General features: G+C 67.8%; 31 protein-coding genes. 17 read left to right on the top strand and 14 right to left on the bottom strand.

The window, feature by feature from the left end; genetic code table 11:
* Nucleotides 1-188 precede the first annotated feature (188 nt).
* From BOQ54_RS14740 to BOQ54_RS14700, 9 genes are all read right to left on the bottom strand, one after another.
* Entirely contained in the window at nt 189-1,235 is a 1,047-nt protein-coding gene (locus BOQ54_RS14740) for a LacI family DNA-binding transcriptional regulator (RefSeq protein ID WP_055457787.1), read from the bottom strand.
* A gap of 141 nt (nt 1,236-1,376) precedes the next feature.
* Nucleotides 1,377-2,297 (bottom strand): DMT family transporter, encoded by a 921-nt coding sequence (locus BOQ54_RS14735; protein WP_071924172.1) that lies wholly within the window; start codon nt 2,295-2,297, stop codon nt 1,377-1,379.
* Between the two features lie 122 nt (nt 2,298-2,419).
* Entirely contained in the window at nt 2,420-2,932 is a 513-nt protein-coding gene (locus BOQ54_RS14730; protein WP_071924171.1) for a MarR family winged helix-turn-helix transcriptional regulator, read from the bottom strand.
* A gap of 102 nt (nt 2,933-3,034) precedes the next feature.
* The gene (locus tag BOQ54_RS14725) at nt 3,035-3,622 is read right to left on the bottom strand and encodes an NAD(P)H-dependent oxidoreductase (RefSeq protein WP_055457784.1); all 588 of its coding nucleotides are present in this window, start codon (nt 3,620-3,622) and stop codon (nt 3,035-3,037) included.
* A 15-nt stretch (nt 3,623-3,637) separates the two neighbouring features.
* The gene (locus tag BOQ54_RS14720; RefSeq protein ID WP_071924170.1) at nt 3,638-5,059 is read right to left on the bottom strand and encodes an FAD-binding oxidoreductase; all 1,422 of its coding nucleotides are present in this window, start codon (nt 5,057-5,059) and stop codon (nt 3,638-3,640) included.
* Nucleotides 5,056-6,417, bottom strand: a complete 1,362-nt coding sequence (locus BOQ54_RS14715) for a cytosine deaminase (RefSeq protein WP_071924169.1) — start codon at nt 6,415-6,417, stop codon at nt 5,056-5,058. Before BOQ54_RS14715 ends, BOQ54_RS14720 begins: the two co-directional genes overlap by 4 nt.
* Before the next feature lies 1 nt (nt 6,418).
* Nucleotides 6,419-7,252, bottom strand: a complete 834-nt coding sequence (locus BOQ54_RS14710) for an ABC transporter permease (RefSeq protein ID WP_071924168.1) — start codon at nt 7,250-7,252, stop codon at nt 6,419-6,421.
* Nucleotides 7,253-7,261: 9 nt separating this feature from the next.
* Nucleotides 7,262-8,068, bottom strand: a complete 807-nt coding sequence (locus tag BOQ54_RS14705) for an ABC transporter ATP-binding protein (protein WP_071924167.1) — start codon at nt 8,066-8,068, stop codon at nt 7,262-7,264.
* A 167-nt stretch (nt 8,069-8,235) separates the two neighbouring features.
* Complete coding sequence (locus BOQ54_RS14700) at nt 8,236-9,240, bottom strand: ABC transporter substrate-binding protein (protein WP_055457779.1); 1,005 nt, start codon at nt 9,238-9,240, stop codon at nt 8,236-8,238.
* Nucleotides 9,241-9,463: 223 nt separating this feature from the next.
* On the opposite strand from BOQ54_RS14700, the gene BOQ54_RS14695 reads away from it, so the two are divergent.
* Both BOQ54_RS14695 and BOQ54_RS14690 read left to right on the top strand, forming a co-directional pair.
* Complete coding sequence (locus tag BOQ54_RS14695) at nt 9,464-9,853, top strand: RidA family protein (protein WP_055457778.1); 390 nt, start codon at nt 9,464-9,466, stop codon at nt 9,851-9,853.
* Nucleotides 9,854-9,891: 38 nt separating this feature from the next.
* A complete protein-coding gene (locus BOQ54_RS14690) occupies nt 9,892-10,695 on the top strand; it encodes a creatininase family protein (protein WP_055457777.1) in 804 nt (267 codons plus the stop codon).
* 6 nt (nt 10,696-10,701) lie between these two features.
* Here BOQ54_RS14690 and BOQ54_RS14685 read toward each other — a convergent pair whose 3' ends face one another.
* The gene (locus BOQ54_RS14685; protein WP_055457776.1) at nt 10,702-12,279 is read right to left on the bottom strand and encodes a glucan biosynthesis protein; all 1,578 of its coding nucleotides are present in this window, start codon (nt 12,277-12,279) and stop codon (nt 10,702-10,704) included.
* Between the two features lie 585 nt (nt 12,280-12,864).
* Between BOQ54_RS14685 and BOQ54_RS14680 the strand changes: the two genes are divergently transcribed.
* The 4 genes from BOQ54_RS14680 (at nt 12,865) to BOQ54_RS14665 (ending at nt 16,767) form a co-directional block, all read left to right on the top strand.
* Nucleotides 12,865-13,995: a type III PLP-dependent enzyme gene (locus BOQ54_RS14680; protein WP_071924166.1), complete on the top strand. Its 1,131-nt coding sequence runs from the start codon at nt 12,865-12,867 to the stop codon at nt 13,993-13,995.
* Between the two features lie 122 nt (nt 13,996-14,117).
* Entirely contained in the window at nt 14,118-14,684 is a 567-nt protein-coding gene (locus BOQ54_RS14675; protein WP_071924165.1) for a GNAT family N-acetyltransferase, read from the top strand.
* A gap of 110 nt (nt 14,685-14,794) precedes the next feature.
* The gene (locus tag BOQ54_RS14670; RefSeq protein ID WP_063186991.1) at nt 14,795-16,225 is read left to right on the top strand and encodes a homospermidine synthase; all 1,431 of its coding nucleotides are present in this window, start codon (nt 14,795-14,797) and stop codon (nt 16,223-16,225) included.
* Nucleotides 16,226-16,428: 203 nt separating this feature from the next.
* A complete protein-coding gene (locus BOQ54_RS14665; protein ID WP_071924164.1) occupies nt 16,429-16,767 on the top strand; it encodes a hypothetical protein in 339 nt (112 codons plus the stop codon).
* A gap of 6 nt (nt 16,768-16,773) precedes the next feature.
* On the opposite strand, the gene BOQ54_RS14660 is transcribed toward BOQ54_RS14665, so the two are convergent.
* From BOQ54_RS14660 to paaI, 4 genes are all read right to left on the bottom strand, one after another.
* Entirely contained in the window at nt 16,774-17,079 is a 306-nt protein-coding gene (locus BOQ54_RS14660) for a putative quinol monooxygenase (RefSeq protein ID WP_055457771.1), read from the bottom strand.
* A 107-nt stretch (nt 17,080-17,186) separates the two neighbouring features.
* A complete protein-coding gene (locus tag BOQ54_RS14655) occupies nt 17,187-17,660 on the bottom strand; it encodes a GNAT family N-acetyltransferase (protein ID WP_055457936.1) in 474 nt (157 codons plus the stop codon).
* Nucleotides 17,661-18,095: 435 nt separating this feature from the next.
* Nucleotides 18,096-18,707, bottom strand: a complete 612-nt coding sequence (locus BOQ54_RS14650) for a GNAT family N-acetyltransferase (RefSeq protein WP_083585988.1) — start codon at nt 18,705-18,707, stop codon at nt 18,096-18,098.
* Between the two features lie 56 nt (nt 18,708-18,763).
* The gene (paaI, locus tag BOQ54_RS14645) at nt 18,764-19,123 is read right to left on the bottom strand and encodes a hydroxyphenylacetyl-CoA thioesterase PaaI (RefSeq protein ID WP_245280457.1); all 360 of its coding nucleotides are present in this window, start codon (nt 19,121-19,123) and stop codon (nt 18,764-18,766) included.
* Here paaI and BOQ54_RS14640 point away from each other — a divergent pair.
* The 11 genes from BOQ54_RS14640 (at nt 19,022) to BOQ54_RS14585 (ending at nt 26,640) form a co-directional block, all read left to right on the top strand.
* The gene (locus tag BOQ54_RS14640; RefSeq protein ID WP_348626512.1) at nt 19,022-20,161 is read left to right on the top strand and encodes a bifunctional helix-turn-helix transcriptional regulator/GNAT family N-acetyltransferase; all 1,140 of its coding nucleotides are present in this window, start codon (nt 19,022-19,024) and stop codon (nt 20,159-20,161) included. The genes paaI and BOQ54_RS14640 overlap by 102 nt on opposite strands.
* Nucleotides 20,158-21,063 carry a DMT family transporter gene (locus tag BOQ54_RS14635; RefSeq protein WP_055457767.1) on the top strand — a complete coding sequence of 302 codons (906 nt, stop codon included), beginning with the start codon at nt 20,158-20,160 and terminating at the stop codon, nt 21,061-21,063. The genes BOQ54_RS14640 and BOQ54_RS14635 overlap by 4 nt, the downstream gene beginning before the upstream one ends.
* Entirely contained in the window at nt 21,056-21,499 is a 444-nt protein-coding gene (locus BOQ54_RS14630; protein ID WP_071924161.1) for a thioesterase family protein, read from the top strand. Before BOQ54_RS14635 ends, BOQ54_RS14630 begins: the two co-directional genes overlap by 8 nt.
* Entirely contained in the window at nt 21,496-22,446 is a 951-nt protein-coding gene (locus tag BOQ54_RS14625; protein ID WP_071924160.1) for a threonine/serine dehydratase, read from the top strand. Before BOQ54_RS14630 ends, BOQ54_RS14625 begins: the two co-directional genes overlap by 4 nt.
* 295 nt (nt 22,447-22,741) lie before the next feature.
* Nucleotides 22,742-23,029: a toxin-antitoxin system YwqK family antitoxin gene (locus tag BOQ54_RS20285; RefSeq protein WP_071924525.1), complete on the top strand. Its 288-nt coding sequence runs from the start codon at nt 22,742-22,744 to the stop codon at nt 23,027-23,029.
* A complete protein-coding gene (locus tag BOQ54_RS19545) occupies nt 23,026-23,382 on the top strand; it encodes an MmcQ/YjbR family DNA-binding protein (RefSeq protein WP_245316229.1) in 357 nt (118 codons plus the stop codon). Before BOQ54_RS20285 ends, BOQ54_RS19545 begins: the two co-directional genes overlap by 4 nt.
* Nucleotides 23,383-23,599: 217 nt before the next feature.
* Complete coding sequence (locus BOQ54_RS14610; protein WP_055457763.1) at nt 23,600-23,947, top strand: ArsR/SmtB family transcription factor; 348 nt, start codon at nt 23,600-23,602, stop codon at nt 23,945-23,947.
* Entirely contained in the window at nt 23,937-24,434 is a 498-nt protein-coding gene (locus BOQ54_RS14605) for an SRPBCC family protein (RefSeq protein ID WP_055457762.1), read from the top strand. Before BOQ54_RS14610 ends, BOQ54_RS14605 begins: the two co-directional genes overlap by 11 nt.
* Nucleotides 24,435-24,941: 507 nt before the next feature.
* Nucleotides 24,942-25,391 (top strand): SRPBCC family protein, encoded by a 450-nt coding sequence (locus tag BOQ54_RS14595; RefSeq protein ID WP_055457760.1) that lies wholly within the window; start codon nt 24,942-24,944, stop codon nt 25,389-25,391.
* Nucleotides 25,378-25,719 carry an ArsR/SmtB family transcription factor gene (locus BOQ54_RS14590; RefSeq protein WP_245316227.1) on the top strand — a complete coding sequence of 114 codons (342 nt, stop codon included), beginning with the start codon at nt 25,378-25,380 and terminating at the stop codon, nt 25,717-25,719. The genes BOQ54_RS14595 and BOQ54_RS14590 overlap by 14 nt, the downstream gene beginning before the upstream one ends.
* Nucleotides 25,720-25,761: 42 nt before the next feature.
* On the top strand, nt 25,762-26,640 hold the full coding sequence (locus tag BOQ54_RS14585) for an AraC family transcriptional regulator (protein ID WP_071924158.1): 879 nt from the start codon (nt 25,762-25,764) through the stop codon (nt 26,638-26,640).
* Nucleotides 26,641-26,650 lie beyond the last annotated feature (10 nt).

The raw sequence follows: 26,650 nt of genomic DNA, 5'->3' as shown, positions 1-26,650 counted from the left end.
CGGGCATCCACGCCCTTGCCAACATCAGCGACGTCAAAGGCGTGGATGGCCGGGACGCGCCAGGCCATGACGAGAGGGGCGTGCACCGGGCCGTTGCAGACGATACGTCGCTCAACCTGGACGGTCGTGCGTTGTGCTGGCGCTGGGTCGAGAAATGGCCGGGCCTGCGGTTCGCTATCCGCCCCTTGTCACCGCAGCGGGCAGGTCGAGTTGCGCACGACGAGGCGCGGCTCGAGGAGGACGCGGCGCACCTCCGCCTGCGGTGAGGCGATGCGGCGGATAAGCAGCTCGGCGGCGCTCTGGCCCATTTCGAGCTGGCGGTTATGAACCGTCGTCAGGGCCGGATACCACTGGGCTGCCTCGGCGACGTCGTCGCAACCGACGACCGAAAAGTCGACGCCGGCCTCACGCCCCGCATGGCGCAGGCCGAGCATCGCGCCGAAGGCGACGAGGTCGTTGAAGCAGACGGCGGCCGTCGGCGGATCGTGAAGTCCGAGCAGACTCTGCACGCTGCGGAAGCCGAGCTCGCGCGTGCCGAAGCCCTCGACGACGAGGGCGGGATCGAAGCGGATGCCATGGCGGGCGAGGGTGTTGCGATAGCCGATCCTGCGGTTGTGCCCGGTCGAGATCAACTCGTTGCCGCCGATGAGCGCAATGCGCCGGTGGCCGAGCGCGAGCAGGTGCTCGACCGCCAGCTCCATGCCCCGCGCGTCGTCGGAGCCGGCGAAGTCGAGAGGGGCGTCAGGCACCTCGCGCGACACCTGCACGACGGGAATGCCCGCTGACGTCAGGATGCGCAGGTTGGCGACCGTGGTGCCACCGGCAGGGCAGATGATCATGCCGTCCGGCCGATATTCCCGGAGCGTCGCGAAGACCTTGTTCTGCTTCTCGAGACTCTCGGCATAGGTGCCTAGCAGGATGGTGAGGCCGTTGCGGCTCGCCGTGTCCTCGATCGTGCTGAGCAGTTCGGTGAAATAGGGGTTGGTGATGTCGTGGAAGGCGACCGCGATGATGTTGGTGCGGGCGGTGCGCAGGCTGGCGGCGCTGCGGTTGTAGACATAGCCGAGCTCGCGGGCGAGTTCCTGCACGCGCTGCTTGGTGCTCTCGGCCACCACGGCGCTGTCGCGCAGGGCGAGCGAGACGGTGGCCGTGGAGAGGGAGAGCTTGTCGGCGATGACCTGCAGGGTTACGCGGCCGCGCTCCTGGCCTTCGGTCATCAAGCCATCGACGGTCATGGTCTGCGCTTCCCCCTGGTCTGCCCCGCTTCGCCGGAGCCCTTTGCTTGTCCAGCAAGGACGCATTTTCAATCGAATTAAGTCAAGGGGCCATTTGGCGAAACGACATTCTGCGCCGCGGCACGCGGCAAGATGTCCGTCTCAGCCTGCAGCCTGGCTCAGCGGGGTCTTCTGCACGCGCTCCCGGTACAGCAGATAGAGCCCGGATGCGACGACGATGCCGGCGCCCGCGAGCGTCCATCCGTCCGGCACATCGCCGAAGACGATGAGGCCGAGCGCGATCATCCACACGATCTGCGTGTAGATGAAAGGGGCGAGAATCGGGGCGGGGGCACGCCGGTGCGCCAGAATCAGCATCCAGTGCCCGAGCGCGCCGAAAGCGCCGACGGCGAACATCATGAGCCAGACCATGAGCGAGGCCGGAGCTGACCAGACGAAGGGAATGATCGGCGTCGTCAGCGCCACCCCGGCGAAGCCGGAATAGACCATCGTCGTCTCGGACGAATCATGGGCGGCGAGGACGCGCGTGGCGATGCTGTAAAGAGCATAGCAGACGGCGCCGGCGACGGAGAGCAGCGCGGCCGGATGCAGCCCGCCGATGCCGGGCCGGGTGACCACGAGGACGCCGATGAATCCGACGCCGATGGCGGCGAGGCGTCGCGGCCCCGCCCATTCGCCGAGGAGCGGGCCGGCGATCAGCGCGACGATGAGCGGCGTCGAAAAGAGGATCGACATCGTCTCGACGAGCTGCAGGTAGCGCAGCGCGAAGAAGTTGAGAATCGTTGACAGGAAGAGCAGCAGCGAGCGCCCGAGCTGCAGCGCGAGGCGGTTGGTCCTGAGAACGCCGGGATGCGTGGCGGGATTGATGAGCGCCGCCACAAAGATGATGCTGCCGATATAGCGCACCCACACCGTCTGGATGGGGTCCATGTAACGGTTGAGCCACTTGGCGCTGGTGTCGAGGCAGGCGAAGCACAGAAGGGCCCCGCACATCAGGGCGATCGCGACGAGCCGGTCCCTGCGCGCCCTTTCATCCGCCGCTTCGAGCGAGGCCTGCGTCATCCTGCCGATTTCAACCGTTTTGACCGAGCCATGCCCGACGCTAGACGAGGCGCGGGCGAAGAGCGAGTCGTCCCCCCGCAAAGCTCCCCTGCGCCTTGTGCGGTGCTGCGGCGATGCGGTGCTCAGCCAACGGAGGCGATCGCGGGCGCCTCCTCGATGTCGTCGGTGTCAGGATCCTCGTCGAGACTCTCGCCCTCGTCGGAGCTGCTGCCCGCGAGATTCCTGGCAGCCTTGCGCAGGAGCTTGCGCAGGCGCTTGCGGTCCTTGTTGTCGAAGCCCCGCAGTAGATCGTCCTCCACCTCGTTCCAGAGATTATCGATCGAGGCGGCGCGGCGGGCGCCCTCGTCGGTCAGCCTCACGACGACGATGCGGGCGTCACCCGGCTCTGTGGCGCGCTGGACAAGCCCCTGAGCCGCGAGCCGAGCGATGGTCTTGGAGGCGGTGGGCGGCTTGACGCGCAGGAGGCTGGCGAGCTCGCCCATGGTTAGCGTCTTGCCGCCGACGAGGGCCTGCAGCACCTGTTCCTGGCCCGGGAACAGGCCGAGGCCGTTGAGCCGCTCGCCGACGCGCGTGCGGTGGAGACGGGCGGCGTGGACCAATGCCCACCCGACACTCTTGGCGACCGGGTGCTTCATTGCGGGCCTCGAACAGTTTTGCTCACGGAAAGGCTTGCCTTGCCGTCGAAATAATGACCGGCAGGCCGTGACACTTCAATGACGGCCTGAGCCTATCGTCGGTCAGACACGGCCGAGGACGCGCGAAACCCTGGCGAGAAAGCGCCGGCGCTCGTCCGCCGTCACGGTGTCCATGCCGTGCAGGCCGAGCCAGAGGCGCTTGCACCTGAGGCCGCACAGGGCGCCGATGCCGGTCAGCAGCATGCGCCGGCCGGGCATGCCCATGAACCACCACCACCAGCGCGGGCTGCCGAGGGTGGAGACGACGGCGAGAAAGCGGATGTGGCCCATGGTGCCGAGGGTCGTCTTGCCGCGCTCGGGCATGCGGAAGGTGGCATGCGGCACGAAGACGCGATCGAGCCAGCCCTTGAGCATCGCCGGCGGCCCGTACCACCAGGTGGGGTGGACGAAGACGAGCCCTTCCGCCCAGCGCAGCAGGGCGAGATGGCCGGCGACCGGCTCCTCGTTGGTGCCGGGCGTGTGATAGCCGCGGCGCTCGTCCGCGCTCATTACCGGGTCGAAGCCCTCGGCATAGAGATCGAGCAGGTGCACGTCGTGCCCTCGGCCCGACAGGGCAGAGAGGGCGGTGTCGCGCACCGCCGCGGTGAAGCTGTCCGCGCAAGGGTGGCAGTAGACGAGGAGGATGCGCATCGCTGCCGCCCGGCGTCAGGCGGCGCGGTCGGCAAGGCCAGGAAAGAGGTAGGTCTTGCCCGACGTGTAATCGTAGTCCGGGTTCTCCCAGGCGATCATCTTGCCGGGGTTAAGGAGGCCCCGTGGGTCGGCCTCGCGCTTGAAGGCGAGTTGCACGGCATCGGTCTGCTTCATGCCACCCTCTTCGAGCGTGTAGCGATGCGGATTGAACACAGGCACGCCCATGTCCTCGTGGATGCGGATGATCTCGTCGAGGCGCTCCTCGCTGGTAAAGCGCACGAGCGGCAGGCCAAAGCAGGTGATCTTGCCGTCGAAGCGGACGAATTCGAGATGGGCCATCACCTCGTCGCCGAAGCGCTCGCGGGTCTTCTCGACGAGGTCGAGCTGGTTCGGGAAGGGATAGAGCGTCTGCAGATAGGTGATGCTCGGGTCGATGCGCAGGGCGCGCAGCGTCGTGTGATTCCAGGCGAGCTCGAAGGCAGGCGGCAGGCCGCGCAGCTCCTCGGGGCTCATCACGTCCTGGCGGAAGAGCACCTCCGCCCCCGCGAAGCGGCGGGTGAAGGCGAGGGTGGCGTCGAGCGCGTGCTCCGCCACCATGGCGACAGCGATGTGCTTCTCCCGCGGCAGGAATTTCTGGTGGCGCAGGAAGACGTCATGGGGAACCGGCGCAGCGATGACGGCGAGCTCCTTCAGGAGGAGCCCGTCCTGCTCGCCGAGGGCGTTGGCATAGGCCGCGGCCGCAGCCAGCGTGTCGAAGCCGACAATGACGTCGACCCAGGTATAGGCCGGCGCCAGCGGCACGGAGACTTCCGTGATGATGCCGTTGGTGCCGTAGGCATGGGCCACCTTGTGCAGGTCGTCGCCCGTGAGCGTCAGGACGCGCGGGCTCGCCTCCATGGTCGCGACCTTGAGCGAGAGGACGTTGCCGGCATCGCGCAAGCCGCCCCAGCGGATGGAGCCGACGCCGCCCGAGCCGCCGGCGATGAAGCCGCCGAGCGAGGCGGTGGCATAGGTGGACGGGAAGAGGCGCAGCTCCTGCCCGGAATGGGGCCGGGTCTGCCGGTCGATCTTGGCGAGCATGGCGCCGGGCTCGGCCACGAGGCGCCCGGGGCCGATCTCCTTGACCTTGTCCATGCCCGACATGTCGAGGACGACACCGCCAGAGAGTGGCATGGCCTGGCCGTAATTGCCGGTACCGGTGCCGCGCGGTGTGACCGGGATGCCGAGCTCGTAGGCGGCGGCGAGCACGCGCAGCACCTCGCTCTCGCTCGCGGGCGAGACGAGGATGTCGCCGGTGACGTTCTCGAGTTGGCGCTTGAGGGTCGGCGAATACCAGAAGAAGTCGCGGCTCTTCTGGCGCACGAGGGCCGGGTTGTCCTCTGTCTTGATACCGTCGATGCGGCTCTTCAGCCCCTCGATGTCGTAGCGGTGGGTCATCGGTCCTGTCCCTCTCGTTGCGCTGCGACCAGCCGGTCGAGTTCGTGATAGTCCGGCAGGGCCTCGTCGAGGGCCCGGCCGGCCACGACGACGACGCGGTCCGCCTGTGGCCGTGCCAGAAGTTCCGTCCAGCTGCGCGCCCGTGTTAGCACGAGGTCGGCCGGGCCACCCTCGGCGAGCCGGCCCGCGTCGGCAAGGCGCATCACGTCGCCCGGCGTCGTCGTCACCGTCGCGATCCAGTCGTCGCCGTTGTGATCGAGATGGGCGACGCGCGTCGCTTCGCGAAAGACCTCGACCATGTCGAGGTCGCCGTAAGCGTAGAAGGGGTCGCGCGTGTTGTCGCTCGCCACCATCACCGGCACTCCGGCGGCCTTCAGCTCGTGCAGGGGCGCGACGCCGCGCCAGCGTGGCGTGCGTCCCGGGCGGCGATCCTGCAGGTACATGTTGCACATCGGCAGCGAGACCACGGCAATGCCCGCTTCGCCCAGCTTGTCGATAACGCGCGCGGCATCGGTTTCATTCTGCAGGGCCAGCGAGCAGCAGTGGCCGGCGAGGATGCGGCCCTTGAAGCGGTGGCGCATGGCGGCGTCGGCGATGCGCTCGAGGCTGCGCGCCTCGGGGGCGTCGCTCTCGTCAACATGGAAGTCGAGGTCGAGACCGTTGGCTGCGGCGGCCATGAAGATGCGATCGAGGGCAAGATCGAGCGCCGCATCTGGCGCGGCGCCGAGGAAGGTGACGCCGCCGAGGACGCCGCCATGACGGGCGACGGTGGCGACGATGTCGCGGAATTGCGGCTCGTCGCCGGTGACGATGTCGCAGGTGAAGAGCGCGGTCGCCTGTAGGGCGATGCGCCCCTTCCACGCCTCGCGCATCTCGGCGAAGACCGGCCAGGAGATGGCGGTCTGCGGCCCGAGCGAGTCGAGATGCGTGCGCACGGCGCCCGTGCCGTGGGCGAGGGCGCAGCGCAGGGCGAAGTCCATGCGGGCGGCGACGTCTTCGGCGCTCCAGAAGGCAATGCGATCCCGCCCGGCGCTGTCGAGCGCGCCCATGAAGCTGCCGTCGGGGTTCGGCGTGCGCGGCCAGATGTGGCCCTTGTCGAGATGAGTATGCACGTCGACGAGGCGTGGCAGGACGATGCCGCCGTCGAGGCCGACCCGCGTCGGCGCGGACGCTGTTTCCTCGCCGCCACCGACGGGAGCGATGCGCGCGATGCGGCCGTCGGCCACGTGAATGTCGCAGCGCACGAGCCCTTCGACGGCGCCGCGTAAGGCCGCCGCGGGCAGCACCGCCGCCGGCACCGTGGCGTCGGCGAGGACGAAGGCCGACGTGTCGGGAAGCGAAAGGAAGCCGCGGCTCACCTCAGGCCTCCCGCTTGCGGGCGCTCTCGTGCCAGCGGTGCAGCAGGAGATGGCTGAGGGCCGTGAAGAGGAGGAAGATGAGGATGCCCGCCACAGAGATCAGGAAGAGCGCCGCGAACATGCGCGGGATGTTGAGCCGGTAGCCCGATTCGATGATGCGGAAGGCAAGGCCCGAGCCCTGGCCCGCCGTGCCGGCGGCGATCTCGGCGACGATGGCGCCGATCAGCGCCATCCCGCCGCCGATGCGCAGCCCACCGAGGAAATAGGGCAGGGCGGCCGGCAGGCGCAGGTAGACGAGCTGCTTGAAGCGCGAGGCGCCGTAGAGGTCGAAGAGGTCGCGCAGGTTGTGATCCGCGGAGGCAAGCCCGAGCGCGGTGTTCGACAGGATGGGGAAGAAGGCGACGAGGAAAGCGCAGACGAGCACGGCCGTGCCCGGCTCGAGATAGATGAGCAGCAGCGGCGCGATGGCGACGATCGGCGTCACCTGCAGGATCACCGCAAAGGGGAAGAAGGACAGTTCGATCCAGCGCGACTGGGCGAAGAGGATGGCGAGCAGGACGCCCCCGACGACGGCGGCGAACAGCGCGAGAAAGGTGATGCGCAGCGTCACGAGCAGCGAGCCGAACAGCACCGGCCAGTCCTTGACGAGCGTCGCCGCGATCTGCGACGGCGCCGGCAGGATGTAGGGAGGGATCTCGTTGAGCTGAACCGCCGCCTCCCAGCCGGCGACGGCGAGGAGGAGAATCGCGACCGGCAGGAGGATGGCGGCGAGGCGCGTCGCATCCATGCGCGAGGGGCCGGAGGTTGCGGGCGTATCGTCTGTCGAGGCGCTCATCGTGGGCTGCTAGAGATGGTCGTCGGGCGCCATGGCGCCGTGCAGGGCGGCCGAGGCCTCGCGGCACAATTCGGCATAGCGCGCCGTGGCGCGGAAGCTCTCGCCACGCGGCATCGGCGCGTCGACCTCGATCGTCGAGACGACGCGGCCGGGGCGCGCCGCCATCACCACGATGCGGCTCGACATGTAGACGCTCTCGTAAACCGAATGGGTGACGAAGACGACCGTACAGCCGAGCTCGGCCTTGAGGCGCAGGAGATCGTCGTTGAGCCTGAAGCGGGTGATCTCGTCGAGCGCGGCGAAGGGCTCGTCCATCAGGAGGATGGAGGGCTTCGTCGCGAGTGCGCGGGCGATGGAGACGCGCATCTTCATGCCGCCGGACAATTCGCGCGGATACGCGCCGGCGAAGGCGGCGAGGCCGACGAGCGCGAGGCTGTCACGGATCACGGGATCGGCCTTCGCCCGCGATACGCCCTTGAGGCGCAGGGGCAGCCAGACATTGTCCGCCACCGTCGCCCAGGGCATCAGCGTCGGCTCCTGGAAGACGAAGCCGATGTCGCCGCGGTGCTCGCCGGGATCGTGGCGGACGATGGAGACCTCGCCGCACGTCGCCCGGCCGAGGCCCGCCATCAGCCGCAGCGCCGTCGATTTGCCGCAGCCCGATGGCCCGAGCAGCGACAGGAACTCGCCCGGAAAGACGTCGAGGTTGAGGTTATCGAGCGCCATCGTGCCGTTGGAGAACGTCTTGCCGACCCCGCTGAGGGACACGACCGGTTCCCGGTCCGCGACGGTCGGCGACAGCGAAGCGAGCATCATTAGGTCTCGAGTGTCGTTGAATCTCGTGCCGCCGGGCGACACGCCGCGCATTCGTCTTGGCGTCGATTGCGTCAGTGCTTGCACTCCCCGCCCCGGCGCGTCAACCGCCGGGGGCGAGCCGCTGCCGGTTTCCGACCGCTTCCTCTTCCCGTCAGTTCAGGTCCCGATCAATTCTTGGGTTTGAGGTCGAGGCCGACACCCTTGTTCACGAACTGGAGGGTGTAGCTCTTCTTGTAGTCGAGGTCCGCCGGCACGACGCCGGCCTTCACCATCTTGTCGAAGAAGTCCTTCATGCGCTCGTCGGTCATCGCGCCAATGCCCTTATCGCTCGCGTCGCCCGAATCGACGATGCCGTATTCCTTCATCTTGGCGACAGAATAGGCGATCTGCTCGTCAGTCATCTCCGGGTTGTCGCGCTTGATGGCTTCGTTGGCCTTGGCGTTGTCGCCGTAGAGGTAATTGTACCAGCCGATGGCCGAGGCATCGACGAAGCGCTGCACGAGGTCGGGGTTCTTCTCGACGAGATCGCGGCGCGTCTCGACGGTCGTCGCATAGGTCGAGAAACCGTAGTCGGCGAGCAGGAAGACGTTGGGCTTGAAGCCGGCCTCGCGCTCGACGGCCAGTGGCTCGGAGGTGAGGTAGCCCTGCTGGCCCGCTTTCTTGTCCGCGATGAAGGGGGCGGCATTGTAGTTGTAGGGGCGGACCTGGCTCTCGCTGAAGCCGTACTGGCTCACCATCCACTGGTAGAAGGAGGCAAGGCCCTCCTTGGAGATCAGCAGCGTGGCGCCCTTGAGATCCTCCCACTTGTCCATGCCAGGGTGCGAGATGATGACCTGCGGGTCCTTCTGGAAATGGGCGGCGACGACGAGGGTCGGGATGTTCTCCTGGACGGCCGAGAAGGCCTGGATCATGTTGCCGCCCATGTAAAAGTCGAGCTTGCCGACCGGGAGCAGCATGCGGTTGTTGGACTGCGGCCCGCCGGGGACGATCTCGACGTCGAGGCCGTATTTCGCGTAGGTGCCGTCGACGACGGCCTGGTAATAGCCGCCATGCTCGGCCTGGGCGACCCAGTTGGTGCCGAAGCGTACCTTGTCGAGCGCCTCGGCACCGCTCGTTGCAGCGAGGATGGCAAGAGCAGTCACACCTGCTGCCAGTGCCTTTGAACCGTTCATGCGCTGCCTCCCTCTTGCGCAGCCTTCCAGCTAAGACGCCTGTTGTGCGATGCCAGCGCGCCGGTTGGCAAGGTTCAACGGCGATCCCGGCACGGCGCTGGCAAGACCCGTGCCGGACAGGAACGGTCCCGCCCGGTGCATGGCGCCCTTCCCATTCGGGCGTTGCCGTGATGCGGCGTGTCCGCGATGGTGTGGCAAGTCTCCGAGCAACGGACGGACAAGAATGAACAAGGCCCATAGCCCGGCGGGTGTCCGCCCGCCCTTCGCCCGCTACAGCCATGCCGTCGAGGTGCAGGCCGGCAGCCGCATGCTGTTCGCTTCCGGCCAACTCGGCATCAGCGTCAACGACGAGGTGCCGGAGGACGCCGGCGCCCAGGCCGAACTGTGCTTTCGCGCGATCGGCGCGATCCTGGCGGAGGCGGACATGGATTTCGGCGATATCGTGCGCATCAACGCTTATGTCACCGACAGGGCCTTCATGAAGGCCTATATGGAGGTGCGCGACCGATTCGTGCGCGAGCCGCCGCCGGCCTCCACGCTGATGATCGTCTCCGGCTTCACGCGCGAGGAGTTCAAGGTGGAGGTGGAGATCATCGCCGCCGCCAAGGGCTGACGCCGGGCTGACATTCCGCAAGCCGAGGATCTGCCGCCATGTTTCCCTCTCGCTACTGGCTCGATCTGACGAGCGACGACTTCCGCCGTCTGCCCATGGACGAGGCGATCGCCGTGCTGCCGGTCGCTGCTGTCGAGCAGCACGGCCCGCACCTGCCGGTCGGCGTCGATACCCATATCATGCAGGGCTATCTCGACGCCGTGGCGCGGCGCCTGCCTGACGATCTATTCGTGCTGTTCCTGCCGGTGCAGTCGGTTGGCAAGTCGAACGAGCATCTCGCCTATCCGGGTACACTCACCTTGTCGGCCGAGACGGCCATGCGGGCCTGGACCGAGATCGGCGAGAGCGTCGCCCGCGCCGGTTGTCGCAAGCTCGTCATCGTCAACTCGCATGGCGGCAACGTCGCTATCATCGACATCGTGGCCCGTGAGTTGCGCGTCGCCTGCGACATGCTGGTGGTCTCGGCTTCCTGGCATCGCTTCGGCTATCCCGACCTCTTCGCCGCGCGCGAATTGAGGCACGGCATCCATGCGGGCGAGGTGGAGACCTCGCTGATGCTCGCCTTCCGGCCCGACACAGTGCGCATGGACAAGGCCGAGAACTTCGAGCCGCGCTCGCTCGCCATGGAGCAACGCTATCGCCACATCGGCATCGGCACGGCAACGTCCTTCGGCTGGATGAGCCAGGACCTGCATGAGGCTGGCGCCATGGGCGATGCCGCGCGCGCCAGCCGCGAGAAAGGCGAGGCCTGCGCCATTCACGGCGCCGAGGCCTTCATCGCCATGCTGCGCGAGGTGGCGGATTGTCCGCCGCCGCAGCCGTGGCAAAAAGAGGGTTACTGAGCCCCTTCACTGGCTCGACCAGGGATAGATCCAGGTTTCGGTCAGCGCCTTGTCGCCGGCGCGCAGGAAAGCGCGCACATCGCCTGTCTGGCCCTCCGGCACCTCGATATCGATGGAGGCGCGGAAGCCGCCGATGGCCGGATTCGGCAGCACGAAGGCGCGCGTGACCTGGCCGGCCGAGATGCTGGCATCGACCTGCACCAGTTGCGGGTCGCCGAGATAATAGGGCAGGTCGTCGCCGTTGAAATCGACGAGATAGCGTCGCGCCCCCGCCGGCACCGGCTCGTCCGAACCGTGCGCCTTCGGCACGGTGACGAAGGTGTTGAGCACCTTGCCGCCGGGATGCATCTCCGTCTCCCGGTCGAGGGCGGTGATGCGGTAGCCGAAGGTCAGTTCCTGCCCGCGATCCGGCGTCTGGCGCGGGATCCATGCGGCGACGATGTTGTCGTTCGTCTCGTCGCCGGTGGGCAGTTCGACGAGTTCCACATGCCCCTCGCCCCAGTCGCCGCGCGGCTCGATCCAGTAGCTCGGGCGTGTCTGATAGTGCAGGTCGAGGTCCTGATAGTGTGAGAAATGCCGGTCCCGCTGCATCAGACCGAAGCCGCGCGGGTTCCTCTCGACGAAGGCGGCGATGGCGGGACGCGCGGGATTGCGCAGGGGACGCCAGATCCATTCGCCCGAGCCGGAATGGATGAGCAGGCCGTCCGAATCGTGCAGCTCCGGCCGGTAGCCCGTGTCGAGGTGGCGGTCGTTCTCGCCAGAGAAGAACATCGAGGTCAGCGGCGCTATGCCGAGCTTCGGGATGCTGGTGCGCGGGAACAGCGTCGCCGTCACGTCGAGGACGCTCTGCGCCGCGGGGTAGAGGTGGAACTGGAAGGCTCCCGCGATGGAGGGGCTGTCGAGCAGGGCGTAGATCGTGGCGCGCTCGGCATTGGCTTCCGGGTTCTCGATCCAGAACTCTCGGAAGACGGGAAATTCCTCGGGTTCCCCGCCGGCGTTGACGGCGAGCCCGCGCGCCGAAAGCCCGTAGTGCTGGTTGCGGCCGAGGAAGCGGAAATAGCTCGCGCCGAGGAAGGAGATGACCTCGTCGAGCACCTTCGGGTTGTTGAGTGGATAGTGCAGACGAAAGCCCGCGAAGCCCGTATTCACCGGCAGCGGCTTGTCGAGCTTGGTGCGGCCGTAGTCGAACATCTGGGCGGAGAAGGGCACCGGCGTTGGCACGCCTTCGCGGATGACGTTGATCGTCACCGGCTGGCGGAAGAGGAAGCCGGGGTGGAAGAGCTGCATGCGGAAGGGCCCGCCACTCTGGGCGAGCAGGGCCTTGTCCGGACGGAAGCGGATGTCGCGGTAGGCATCGAAGTCGAGCTTGGCCAATACGTCGGCCACGGCGCTCGCCGGCCGCTCATAGGGTAGAGAACCGAGATCACGGGCCCGGCGAACGACCTCCTCGAAGCTGAAGGGCGGGCGGGCCTGCGGGCCACGGGCGGCGGGATCGACCTGCTGGGCGATGCCGGTCCGCGGCATCAGGGAAGCGGCGGCGGCCGTTGCGACGAGCTTGAGAAGGGTGCGGCGGTCCATCGTCATCTGCTGCGCTTTTCTGGTCCTCGTCCCATGGGAACAACGAGGCCGGAACGGTGCCATTCCGACCTTTAAGATCCCATCAATCCGCCCATGCGGCAGCATCAAGGCGGGGCTGCGCTGGGGGCACGAAATTTTTCGACATTTTTGCACGCTTCGGGTCTTGAGAGCGGCAGGCAACGATACTATTAAACGCATGCCCAATTTCGCACGTGCCTGTGGTCGCGTGCCGGTCGGTGGGCATCCGGACAAGAGGCCGGACAGCCGCCCGAAGCGCAAGCGCTTCGAACACTTGACTGGCAGCCGGAGGCGAAACCGGCGCACTCCGCTCTCCGCGGGGGACGCGGCTTAAAGCAACGACGGAACGGGCTTTTTTGGTCTCTACCGACCCTCCAAAGGTCGGCTCGGGCTACCGAAGAGGCTTGTCCATCATTGCCAGGCGTGCGGAAGGCATTCCTTCCAAAGCGTAGGCAGCACGTTCGGGTGTGAAACCCCTCGTCGTCGTCACGTCTCCACAGCGTGGCGACGCAGGCTATCGCATCCGTGTCATGCCGGGCGGTTTCGCCCCTGTTGAGCTTTGGGAGCAGGTCGATGACCGAGCGCATCCGCGAATTTCTGCGCAACCGACGAGAGGATGGTCCCTGCCTCGTGGTGGACCTCGACGTCGTGCGCGACAACTACCTCGATTTTGCGCGCGCGCTGCCGGACACGCGCGTGTTCTATGCCGTCAAGGCCAACCCCTCGCCGGAGGTGCTGAAGCTGCTCGCCGGCCTCGGCTCGTGCTTCGATACGGCGTCCGTCGCCGAGATCGAGATGGCCATGGCCGCCGGCGCGACACCGGACCGCATCTCCTTCGGCAACACCATCAAGAAGGAGCGTGACATCGCGCGCGCCTTCGCGCTCGGTGTGCGCCTCTATGCCGTCGACTGCGCGGACGAGGTGGAGAAGGTCGCCCGCGCCGCGCCCGGCGCCAAGGTCTTCTGCCGCATCCTCTGCGACGGCGCGGGTGCGGAGTGGCCGCTGTCGCGCAAGTTCGGCTGCGAGCCGTCGCTCGCCGTCGACGTGCTGGAGCACGCCCACCGCCTCGGCCTCGAGGCCTATGGCGTGTCCTTCCACGTCGGGTCGCAGCAGGGCAACACCGAGGCCTGGGATCAGGCTCTCGGCTCCGCAGCCGGCATCTTCCGCGAGTGCGCGGAGCGCGGCATCAACCTGTCGATGGTCAACCTTGGCGGCGGCTTCCCGACGCGCTACCTCAGGGACGTTCCGACGGTCGAGGCCTATGGCTCGTCAATCTTCCAGGCGCTGTGCCGCCACTTCGGCAACGCGATTCCGGAGACGATCATCGAGCCGGGCCGCGGCATGGTCGGCAACGCCGGCATCATCGAGGCCGAGGTCGTGCTCATCTCGAAGAAGAGCGCGAGTGACGAGGTGCGCTGGGTCTATCTCGACATCGGCAAGTTCGGCGGCCTCGCCGAGACGATGGATGAGGCGATCCGCTATCCCATCCGCACGCCGCGCGACGGCGACGCGGTGGAGCCGTGCGTGCTCGCCGGGCCGACGTGCGATTCCGCCGACGTGCTCTACGAGAAGGTGCCTTATCCGCTGCCGGTCAGCCTGTCGATCGGCGACAAGGTGCTGATCGAGGGCACGGGCGCCTATACGACGACCTATTCGGCGGTCGCGTTCAACGGCTTCCCGCCGCTGAAGGCCTATCACATCTGAGCCGCGGACCGTCAGGGTCCCGGCTCCGCCATCGTCGGGAGCCGGGCGGCCGGCTCCCCTTCCTCACGAAGCAACGCAGGTTGCACGGAACGTCCCGCCCGCGGGACGGGGAAGGCATTGCCATGATCATCGGGAAAGAAGAGCCGCGTGACATCGCGGCACGCGAGGCGCTGCTCGACGAGGCCTTCGGAGCGGCGCGCTTCACGAAGACGTCGGAGCGCCTGCGCGAAGGGCGCCTGCCGGCCGAGGGGCTCGCCTTTGCCGCGCGCGAGGGCGGGCGGCTCGTCGGCACCTTGCGCCTGTGGCACGTCACGGCCGGTCCCTCACGGCCGGCGCTCATGCTCGGCCCGCTCGCGGTGGCGGCTGATAGGCGCTCGGCCGGCGTTGGCGGCGCGCTGATGCGCCAGGCCATCGCCGATGCCGCCGATCTCGGCCACGGGGCCATCCTGCTCGTGGGCGATGCGCCCTATTACGCGCGCTTCGGCTTCTCGGCGGCGCACACCGGCGGCCTGTGGCTGCCCGGACCCTTCACGCGCGAGCGCTTCCTCGGGCTCGAACTCGCCCCCGGCGCGCTCGGCGGGGCGCGCGGCCTCGTCTCGCCGACCGGGCTGCCGGCGGCGCTGCCCGATCTTGGCCAGCTCGTCGCCGCGGCGCACGAAGGCGGCCGGGAATACGCCCGGGCGGCCTGATTCCTGCTTTTCCGATTGACTGCGCCGCACGGACACGGATTCGTGCGGTCGCAGCCGTTTTGTCCGTCCCGCCTGCGGGACATCACCCGCCAGCCCAGGAGAGTGAAGAGATGACCGACTGGCCCGTGCATGCCCGCTTCGACGGCCCCATCGTCATGATCGGCTTCGGTTCCATCGGCAAGGGCACCCTGCCGTTGATCGAACGCCACATCGCCCACGACCGCTCGAAATTCGTGGTCATCGATCCCGATGCCAAGAACCGCGGCGTGCTCGACGAGCGCGGCATCCGCTTCATCAACGAGGCGATCACGCGCGAGAACTTCGACCATCTCCTCAAGCCGCTGCTGACGGCCGGACCGGGGCCGGGCTTTCTCGTCAACCTGTCGGTCGAGGTGTCGTCCACCGAGATGATGCGCCTCGCGCGCGAGTGCGACGCCTTCTACATCGATACCGTGGCCGAACCCTGGGCCGGCTTCTACACGGACCCGCGCCTCACGGTCTCGCAGCGCTCGAACTACGCCCTGCGCGAGGGGGTGCTCAACATGAAGGGCGCGCTTGGCCCGGGCCGCACGGCCGTCAACTGTTGCGGCGCCAACCCCGGCATGGTGTCCTGGCTCGTCAAGCAGGCGCTCCTCAACCTCGTGGCCGACCTCGGCCTCGACGAGCCCGAACCGGCGAGCCGCGAGGAATGGGCGCAGCTGATGATGAAGGCCGGCGTCAAGGGCATCCATGTCGCCGAGCGCGACACCCAGCGCGCCAAGTGGCCCAAGCCGCGCGGCACGTTTGTCAACACGTGGTCGGTCGACGGCTTCATCGCCGAAGGCCTGCAGCCTGCCGAGCTTGGCTGGGGCACGCACGAGAAGACGCTGCCGCCAGAGGGCCGCAGCCACGACTTCGGTTGCGGCGCCGGTATCTATCTCATGCGCCCCGGCGCGGGCACGCGCGTGCGCTCCTGGACGCCGACGGCCGAGGCCCAGCACGGCTGGCTCATCACCCACAACGAGGCGATCTCCATCGCCGACTATTTCACGGCGCGCGAGGGCGGGAAGGTGGTCTACCGTCCGACCTGCCACTACGCCTACCACCCTTGCGACGACGCGGTGCTGTCGCTGCACGAGATGGCCGGTGGCCAATGGAGGATCCAGGACATATGGCACATCCTCGACGAGGAGGAGATCGTCGATGGCATCGATGAACTCGGCGTGCTGCTCTACGGCCATGCGCGCAATGCCTACTGGTACGGTTCGCAGCTTTCCATCGAGGAGACGCGGCGCCTCGCGCCTTATCAGAATGCGACCGGTCTGCAGGTGACCTCCGCGGTGCTCGCCGGCATGGTCTGGGCGCTCGAAAACCCGGACCGCGGCGTGGTCGAAGCCGACGAGATGGATTTCCGTCGGTGCCTTGAGGTGCAACTGCCCTATCTCGGCCCCGTCGTCGGCCGCTATACCGACTGGACGCCGCTCAAGGACCGCGGCGTCCTCTTCCCCGAGGACGTCGACCACGACGATCCCTGGCAGTTCAAGAACGTCATCGTGCGCTGAGGCGGGGCCGACAGGCCCTCGTTTCCGCTTCGACAGCAGCAAGCGCCGTCGCGGTTGACGCGGCGGCGCGGGCATGGACAGACTGTTGGCAACAGTGCGGTCCGAGCGGCCCGCAGGGTGCCGGTCCGGCTACCCCGACGTCGTCCGGCGTCTGTCGCCAGCGTTGCCCTTATCCGCGTAGCCTTGCCCGAGTTGTCGCGCCCATGCCCTTATTCGACGACATCTACGCAGCCAAGCTGCGCGGCAATCTCGGCCTCGCCGATGCCGAATCAGTGATCGACCTGCGCGGCCTGGCCCGCCAGCGGGCGCTCGCGTCCATCAAGGAGATGCTGGAGCGCAGCCGCTTCGCCGCGGGCAAATCCGTCGCCGTGCTCATCGATCCGGCCTCGCCGACGAGCGGAGAGACCTTATTCCAGCCCGTCGGCCGCCTTCTGCTCGAGGCGCGGCGCAAGGGCTGGGTCGAGCGGCTCACGCCGCTTCCGGCTCGCGACGGCGCCGGTTTCTACGTCGCGCTTTCGGGCCGGCCGGACAACGGCGATTGAACGCCGTCAGCCGGCGTCCTCCGGCAGGCCCGCGCCGGCAATGGGCAGGGTCTCGTGGCGGTTGCGGAAACCCGCGATCAGCGGCCGCGCCTCGGCGATGGCGGCCTTGACCGCCGGCAGGTCGAGCGAAGCGGCGTGGCTCTCCCTGTCCTTCCACACCTCCGTCACCCACAGGGCGTCGGCATCCTCCATGTCATAGGCGACGACATAGCTGATGCAGCCCGGCATGTCGGCCGTGCCCTCGACGAGGATGGCCGCCAGCCTGTCACGCGCGCCAGGCGTGGCGATGATCTGGCCGAGCAGTCCGTACATGGCGTCGTCTTCCCCTGAGGATGCCGGTGTGACGACAGGTTAGGGCGGGCGAAGGGGACTGGCAATCGGAGGGGCGGCGCCTGTGCATGCGCCACCCCCGACCGGTCTCAGAACCGATATTCCATGACGATCTCGCCCCCGATGACAGCGCCGGTGTACCGGAAGCCGAAGCTCTCGTAGATCCGGCGCGCCCGCTCGTTCTCGGGATGCACGCCCAGGACGACGCAGGGGCAACCGGGCAGCCGCGAGAGCTGCTCGAGGATGTGCCCCAGGGCAGCCCGCCCATATCCCTTGCCCTGGAACCGAGCATCGATCATCAGGCGATAGATCCAGTAGTTCCCGTCGTCCTCATCGCGTGCATACATGGCGAACCCGACGGGCTCACCTGCCGCGGTTATGATGAGCGGCACGCAGGCACCATTGTCTTCTGCTTCCTCAAGCGATTCCGCGTTGCTCGCGATATACGCCGCCTGGTGCGGATGGGGCCGCAACGACAAGATCGAGCGATAGTCCTCACGCTTCGGTGGTCTCACTGTAACGGCGGCGCGCACTTCGGCAGCCCGCTGCTCGATGTCTTTCATGAACAATTCCGGAGTTGTTCGCGATCACCGCCCTTTGCCCGGAGTGGGATCGGCCGTGGCAATGCACACCGTTCTTCTCAAGCCCGCGGGGGCCGAGCAGAACCGGTGACTGGTGAGCTGGCTCAGAAGGGATCGGGCGCGACCGGGCCTAACGCCTGTCGCCCTGTTCGATGCCAGCGAGCGCGCTTGAGACAGAAGTCTTGGACATGAGCGCGCTCCCCGGTTCGCATTGCACATCGCAGGGAGCTAGCCGATTGGACGACGGCTTGCAAGCTCACGCAATTTAAGATCATTGGGGAAAATCATAAATAATGGCGTGGGATGGGTCTGATATCGGACCGTTTCCACACCAAGTGCGTCGACACGAAGTCCGAGCAGGGACTACTGCTGACCGGCACAGAATGCATCACTCATTGAGAATTTCGGCCGGGCCCGTCACTGCTGCGAATGTATTTCTCGATACCGCCGTGTGTCGAGTTCGTAGAACATGTCGCCCTTCTCGCTTCCCGGCAAGGGGGCGGGCCAGTCCAGGTGACGGGTCTCGACGTGAACGAAGCCGAGCTTGTCAAGGACGCGCCGCGAGCCGGTGTTGACTGTCATCGTTGTCGCCCTGACCCGTGTCAGGCCCATTGTCGCGATCCCGTGCTGCAGGACGGCAGTTGCCCCTTCGGTGGCGAGGCCCCGACCCCAGTCAGCCGAACGCAGCCGATAGCCGAGTTCGGCCGTGCCGGAGCGATCCTCCGCAGCGATCAGGGCAAACCATCCGACGAAACTGCAGTCCGAACGCAACCGCGCAGTCCAGATGCCCGGTTCGCCGCCGCGCGGTCGCAGAAAGGGTGCGGAGTCATCTTCAGGCAGTCCCGGCGGTCCGAGGAAACGCATGACCTCGGCATCGAATTCAAGGGAAGCAAGCTCTGGGCCATCGTCCGGCGAGGCGGGCGTCAGAGTCATGCGGGCCGTCGTGAGGATCGTTGCCGGCGCCAGGGCGCCCGGCGACCTGAAGGTTTCGGCCGGAAGCCGCAGACGGGTGCCGTCGATCAAGGCCATGGAGAAGCCCTTCGTAATAGGCATGATGTGCCGGCCAATCCGTGCGGCGCCTGGCGTCAAATCCCGCGATCCGGGAGCCTGCGCGCGACGCCGCGGAATTCAGCAACTACGGTGCCGTCGGACGCGGTGACCGTACCGTCGTAGACGCCCGAGCGTCCGGCCCCGGACCGACGCGACACTTCGGCGGTCAGCCGCTCGCCCTGCCGGGCAGGCCGCAGATATGTGACGGTGCAATGCTGCGCCACCGCCGTATCGCTTCCGCCATTGCAGGCGACGCCGAACGCGGCATCGGCGAGGGCAAAGATCACACCGCCATGACACGTCCCATGACCTTGAACCATCCCCTCGCCAACGACCAGCGAAATCCGCGCCCTGTCGCCGTCGGCGCTTTCCAGAACGGCGCCGAAACTGCGCATCAGCGCGTCACCCTCGAACATCTGCCGGGCCCTTTTCCCTTCACTTACACCCATTGCAAGTTGCCTCGTCCGTCTTTATGTTGCCAAAAGCAACCTAAATGGAACATTGGCAACATGCAAGATGCCGCCATCGCCGCCATCCGGCAGTTCAACCGCTTCCACACGAAGCTTGTCGGTGCGCTGAACGAACATCTGCTGGCCTCCGACTATTCGCTGCCGCAGGTCCGGGTGCTCTACGAGATCGCCAACGCCCCCCCGGCCGCGCCGCTTTCGGCCAACGATCTGGCCGAAGCCCTCCGGCTCGATCCCGGCTATCTCAGCCGCCTGATCGGCGGGCTCGAGGCGAAGGGGCTGATCCTGCGCGAGCCGGCGCCCGGCAACGCGCGCCGGCAGGAACTGCGGCTCACCGAGACGGGCCGTGCGGAGTTCGCCCGGCTCGACAGCGCCTCTGCCGCCGAGGTCGAGGCGCTGATCGCGCCCCTGTCCGAGCGTGACCGGCGCGAGCTTGTCGGGGCCATGGCGCGCATCCGGCAGCTTCTCGGCGACCGGACCGAGGACCGTTTTGTGGTCTTGCGGGATCCCGAGCCGGGCGATCTGGGCTGGATCGTGCACCGCCAGGCGCGCCTTTATGCAGAGGAATACGGTTGGGACTGGACCTACGAGGGCCTCGTGGCCGAAATCGTCGGGCAGTTCGTGAAGCATTTCGACCCGGCCGGCGAACGCGCGTGGGTGGCCGAGCGCGACGGCGGCATCGTGGGCTCGATCTTCGTCGTCCGCGAGGACGATGCAACAGCGCGCTTGCGCCTTCTCTATGTTGAGCCCTCGGCGCGCGGCCTGGGTCTGGGGCGGCGGCTGGTGGAAGAGGCGCTGCGCTTCGCCGGCGCCCGCGGTTACCGGCGAATGATTCTCTGGACCAACGATGTTCTTGTCTCGGCGCGGCGCATCTACGAGGCGGCGGGTTTCCGGCTGATCGACGAGAAACCCCACCACAGCTTCGGGCAGGACCTCGTCGGCCAGACCTGGGAGCGCGCGCTGTGACCGGGTACGCTCACCTCGCGGCGGCGGCGACCGGCGTGCAGGTCGGCGCGGCGATGGCGATGAGCGCGGCGGCCGTGGCCGAAACCGGCGCGTCCACGCTCGCCTTTCTGCGCTATGGTGTAGGGCTCGCGATCCTCGTGCCGGCTTTGCGCGGAGCATGGCGCATCCTGCCCGGCACTCGCGATCTTCTGGTCATCTGCGCGACAGGTGCAGCCCAGTTCGGCCTTCTGGTCGTGCTGCTGAACATGGCTGTGGCCACGGCACCCGCGTCGCAGGTGGCGCTCGTCTTCGCGACCATGCCCCTGATGGCGCTGGCGCTGTCGGCCTTGGCGGAGGGACGCGCCGTCACGCGTTGTCAGGCGGTGGCGGTCTGCGGGGCGGTTGCTGCGACGGGCCTCGTCCTGGGGCGGCAGGCGCTGGCCGCGAGCCCTTCCGTCTCGGCCCTGCCGGGGCTGGGTCTGGCTGCGCTGGCCACACTGGTCGGGGCGGCTTGCGCGCTGGTCCATCAGCCGCAGATCGTGCGCCATGGAGTCGCCCGCGTGAGTGGCCTGTCGATGGCGGCGGCGCTGCCGTTCCTCGCCCTCGCAACCCTTCTCGAGGGTTGGCCCGTCCTGCCGCGCAACTGGTCGGAAGAGACAGTCGCGCTCGTGCTGGGCCTCGGCGCTTCGAGCGGCCTCGGCATCCTCCTGTGGCTCACGGCTCTGGAGCGGCTGCCAGCCGGAGTTGCCAGCGCTTTCCTCGGCCTCGGCCCGGTGACTGCGCTGGTCATCGGCTGGGCGGCATTGGGCACGCCGACACATCCGGTCGAGGTGGCCGCCGCGGCGCTGGTTCTCGGCAGTCTGATCCTGCTGGCGCGCTGCACTTCGATCGAACCTGCTGAAAGGAAATCGCCGCTTGCGTGACACCCTGATTCCCGGCCTTCGTCACGAGTCGAGGACGATCGTGACCCCTGCCATGCTGGTGCCGGCCCTGGCCGGCCAACTGCCACCCTTTGCGGACATGCCCGCCGTTCTGGCCACGGCGATGATGGTTGGCTTCGTCGAGGCGACCTGCATAGACCTGATGCGCCCGCATCTCGACGAGGGCGAACATTCGGTCGGCATCCATATCGACATGAGCCATGCGGCTCCGACCTCTGCAGGGTCGGATCTGCGCGCCGAGGTCGAAGTTGAGACCGTCGCGGGTCGGATCCTGAGTTTCCGCGTCCGGGCCTTCGATTCGGCTGGTCCAATCGGCGAGGGGACGCATCGCCGAGCGGTCATTCGCATGTCGCGCTTCTCCGAGAAGATCGTCGAACGTGCGGGGACAGCCACTGTAGGCACGGGGCGCCCGACATGACCGTGGCTGCAAGCATCGACAGGGACGCGATCCGGCAGACCGAAGCCCTGATCCGCCCGCACATCCGGCGCACACCCGTGCTGCGCTGCGACCTCGCGGACTTCGGTGGGGCGCCTTGCGCTGTCGCCCTGAAGCTCGAATGCCACCAGCATTCCGGATCTTTCAAGGCACGCGGCGCCCTTGCGGCGTTGATCGGCCATCCCGTGCCGCAGGCTGGCGTGGTCGCTGCCTCGGGGGGCAATCACGGCGCCGCGGTGGCATGGGCCGCCGGTCGCCTCGGACATCCGGCCACGATCTTCGTGCCCGAAGTCGTGTCGCCGGCCAAGGCCCGGCGCATCGAGAGCTACGGCGCTCGCCTTGTCGTCGGCGGTGCCCGTTACGCCGATGCTCTTGCCGCCAGCGAGGCCTTCGCAGCAGAAACAGGAGCGCGTCCGATCCACGCTTTCGATCAGGCCGAGACCCTGCTGGGTCAAGGAACGCTGGGCCTTGAGATTGCACAGGACGCCCCCGAAGCCGAGACCCTGCTGGTTGCCGTCGGCGGCGGCGGCCTGATCGGCGGGATCGCAGCCTGGTTTGCCGGCGAAAGGCGGGTCGTCGCCGTCGAGCCCGAGACAGCGCCGACGCTTCATGCCGCGCTGGCCGCAGGACAGCCGGTCGATGCCCCTGCGGGCGGGATCGCTGCGGATTCCCTTGCGCCACGGCAGGTGGGACGGATAATGTTCCCGATCGCCCGGGCCCTTGTCGCCGAAAGCCTGCTTGTTACCGATGACGAGATTCGGCGGGCGCAAGCCGCACTGTGGGAAACGGCGCGGGTCGTGGCCGAACCGGGCGGAGCCGCGGCCTTTGCCGCGATCCTGAGCGGGCGCTACCGGCCTCGGGCCGGCGAGACGGTCTGCGTGCTGATCTGCGGCGCGAACACCGATGCCGTGCGGATCGACTTGGACTGAGCCGCCGACGAGAGGCGAGGCAAGGTTGGCAACCGGCCGGCCTGTCACTACCCGATGTCGTTTGTGTCCGCGTCATGGCCGCCCCGTGGAGACGGGCCGCTCTATGTCGTTTGACGGAAGCCGCATGATCTATTCGGGTTCTGGATGGTTCAGGATGCCTGAGGTGACTCCATGGTCCCGAAGAATACCGTCTGTCTCGGATTCAACCGCGAGGTCGAGCGCGCCTTCGCCGCGATAATGACCATGCGCAAGATCGACCAAGCCGCCATCAATGCCGCCGGTCGGGGCTGAGGCCATGCAGGGCAAGACCCGCTATGCCAACGGCCAGCCCGTTTTCCGGCAGGAGGATGAACTGCTGACCTACTATTTCAAGACCGGGCTGAAGAAGGCCCAGGGACGCTCTGTCGCTGGTGTCATGCAGGGTGAATGGCTGTTCTGGCGCGAGACGGGCGAGCTGTGGCAGATCGGCCATTTCCGCGACGGCGTGAAGCACGGGGACTGGCTGCGCCTTGCCCGCGACGGGTCGGTGGAGAAGCGCGAGACCTTCGCCGAAGGCAAGGCCGTCCGGGGGGCGGCGCCGTGACTGCTCCTGCTCCTACATCGGCCGCCGACGTGCGGCGCCTCGCCCTGTCGCTCCCCGGCACGACCGAAGCGCCGCATTTCGACCGCGCGGCATTTCGGGCCCGGCGCATCTTTGCCACGCTGCCACGGGATGGGACCACCGCGAACCTGCGCCTGTCGCCCGAGGATCAGGCGCATTGGTGCGCCCTGCTTCCTGCGGCGCTGCGCCCGGTGCCGAACGGCTGGGGGGCGCGGGGCTGGACGGAGGTGCTACTGGATCGGATCGAGCTTGTCGATCTGGAAACGATCCTGCAGCGGGCTTGGCTCGATGCAGACGGGCGGATGGACGAACGGCCGCTCAGGGGGGCGACATAGCGCAGACGCTCATCCGCAAGGCGCGGTCCGACGCGGACGATACGCTGCATGCGCTCGCCATTCGATCCGCGACCGTCCGGGGCTATATGCCGTCTTCGGACGCTATTCCAGGGCGAATGTTGCCGCTGATGCCGCGCGAACCTCCGCGACGAAGGGTAAACTTCGCCGGTCGGCAAATTGTCCTTGACGACGGCGTGCCGTGCGATTACTTCGCCCTATGGAAAACAATTCGGACCGACTCGATCACGTCTTCGCCGCCCTGTCCGACCCGACCCGCCGCGCCATTGTCGCGCGGCTGGCGCAGGGCGAGGCGTCGGTGGGCGATCTGGCAGAGCCTTTCGCCATCGGTCTGCCGACGATGCTCAAGCACATCCGGGCGCTGGAGCGCGGCGGGCTGATCGTCTCGACCAAGACAGGCCGCGTCCGGCGCTGCGCTCTGGTCCCCGACGCCCTGCGCCAGACCGAGGCCTGGCTGCGCACCCATATCGCCGCTTGGGAAGGCCGGCTCGACCGGCTGGAGGCGCATCTCACCCGCATGAAGAAGGATCAAGGCAATGACCGCTGACTCCGCCTGGGCCGACTGGCCGCTCGATCGTGAGATCGTCCTTGCCCGGGTTCTCGATGCCCCGCCCGAGGCAGTGTTTGACGCCTGGACCGATCCCAACCAGATCACCGCCTGGTTCGGGCCTGAAGGCATGGCGATCGAGACGCGCGCGATCGACCTCACCGAAGGGGGCGTCTGGCGCTTCGACATGGTGGGGGCAGACGGCACCCGCTACGACAATCGCATGACCTTTCTCATCATCGACCGGCCGCACCGGATAGAGGTTGAACACGGCGCCGACCGCGACGACGACCCCGGCCGCTTCCGCATGCTGGTCACGTTCGACGCGCAGTCGGACGGCAAGACGGTGCTGACCTTGCGCCAGATGCATCCGAGCCGCGCGCAGCGGCAGGCGACTGTCGGCTTCGGTGCGGTCGAATACGGCGCGCAGACGCTTGACAAGCTCGCGCGCCACCTCGCCGCGCGTGGTGCGCGGGCAGGTGTGTGATGACGAGACGCTCCATGCCTATCCGTTCTCGTTTCACAGCCAGAAGGTGCTGGTCGCGCTGTGGGAGAATAACGTCCACATTGATGACCGACATCTCGAGGAACCCGGCGCAATGAACGCCATGCAGACCGCCGTGGACGGGGCGATCCGGCCCGGATAGGACGGGCTGGCTGAGGCGCGCCAAAAAGCCATCGAACGGCTCGATGCCGCCCATGGCTGGATCCGGCGGCGTATTACCGGCCGGGCCAGGGCGGCAGGGCTGGCGCTGTTCGATGCCGCTGGGCGCAACCCATCGGGCTCGAGCATCCGGGGTTGCCTATCGCGCCTGGCTGTTGGCGCGCCCGTCCTTTGCAGGCGCGGTCGACGAGGCGCCGCGCTGTTGCGGTGATTTTCCGCTGGTCGCGTCGGATCGGGACCGACGCGACCGGAGAATATGCAACCTTTTCGTTGTATTTTGCGGTGCCCGTGGCATCATGCAACTATTGTGTTGCATATTCAGAAGTGACCATGCCCGATACGATCGAGAAGACCATCCACCTCAAAGCTCCGCCCGACCGCGTCTGGCGTGCGCTGAGCGACAGTACCGAGTTCGGCCGCTGGTTCCGCGCAGAAGTGACCGGCGAGATCCGCGAGGGCGCGGTGCTCTCCTGCCGCAGCCTCTATCCCGGCACTGAGCACATGCGCTGGGACATGCGCATCGTGACGCTGGAACCCGGCCGGCGGCTGGTCTGGGACTGGCCCGCCTTCGACCCCGCAGCCTTTCCTGGTGATCCGGACAGCGACGCGCGGCTGACGGTCTCGATCACGCTCACGCCCGAGGGCGCGGGCACGCGGCTGACGCTGGTGGAATCGGGCTTTGCCGATCTGCCCGAGGGGCCGGCGCTCGCCGTCTGGCAGCGCAACGAGGGTGGGTGGACGATGCAGATGCAGAACATCGTCGATCATGTCGCGACCTGAGATGCGCGCGCCCGATGCGGTGCCGATCTTTGCCGCGCTCGGCGATCCCACCCGAGCGGGCATCCTGCGGCGGCTGGCGCGCGAGGGGCGGCTGAGCCTGACGCAGCTTGCCCGCGGCGCGCCGATCACCCGGCAGGCGGTCAGCCGTCATGTCGCCGTGCTCGAGGCGGCGGGCCTCGTCGCGGCGCGCCGCCATGGACGCGAACTACAGCTGACTCTGCGCCCCGCGCCGCTGGCCGAGGCGGCAAACTGGCTGGCCGAGGTTGGCGCCGCCTGGGACGGTGCGCTCGACCGGTTGGCGCGGCAGGTCGAGGAGGACGAGGGGTGACAAGAAACACATTCCTCACTCTGCGCGACAGGGGCGCCCGGCATGGCTGATCGACCCGGCTGCCAAACGGAGCCCCAGGCCCGCCGACTCTTCGTCGGCCTTCCAGGCGATACCGGGCCGGGGCCCGAGACCGTTGCACCGCAGGCCGAGACGGACACGCTGTCCGTGCCGCCGGACCTGCGCCCCGCGATCCGTCAGGCGCTGGTGTGGCGCGAGGCCGTGGCGCCCCACCGGCGGATTGTCGAGCATGTCCTGCCGGACGGGGCCGTGCGGCTCTGGTTCGACCTGTCGGGGGCGGCGGCAGAGCCGTTGGTTCTGGGCCCGCGGTTGGAGGCCCAGACTGTCATCGTGCAGGGGTGCGTGGCGGGGTTGTCGCTCGCGCTGACGCCTGCCGCGGCGCGGGCAATTGTGGGCGCCCCGCTCCGGGACCTGCGCGCGCAGGCCGTGGGCTTTACCGACCTCTGGGGACTGGAGGCGAGGGATCTCGGCGACCGGCTCACGGGTGCCGCAGACCTGGGGCAGCTTGCCGCGGCCCTGTGGCAAGGGCTGCGGCAGCGCCTTCAGTGCGCCGGCGGCCTGTCCGACGAGGGCAGGCGGACCGCGCGGGTGGCGGCGGCGCTGGCGCGCGGCGAGGGCCCCGACAAGATTGGACTCGGCGAGCGGCGAATTCAGCAGCTTTTCGTCGAACATCTGGGGCTTTCGCCGCGGGAGCATCGGCGGCTTTGGCGCTGGCACAGCTTGCTGCGCCGCCTGCGCATGGTGGACCGGCCGGACTGGGCCGCGCTCGCCGTTGCGCAGGGCTGGTACGACCAGGCGCACATGCTGCGCGACTTCCGCGCCTTCGCGGGCATGACGCCGACGGTCTATCGGGCGCTGGCCGTTTCGGGTCCGTCCAAGACGGCCGGCCGGGAGTCGGGCTAGGCAACGCGCC

Origin of the sequence: Chelatococcus daeguensis (assembly GCF_001887265.1) — a bacterium.
Classification (GTDB): domain Bacteria; phylum Pseudomonadota; class Alphaproteobacteria; order Rhizobiales; family Beijerinckiaceae; genus Chelatococcus_A; species Chelatococcus_A sambhunathii.
The sequence above is the reverse complement of the archived record's forward strand: the minus strand, read 5'-3'. Positions and strand labels throughout refer to the sequence as shown.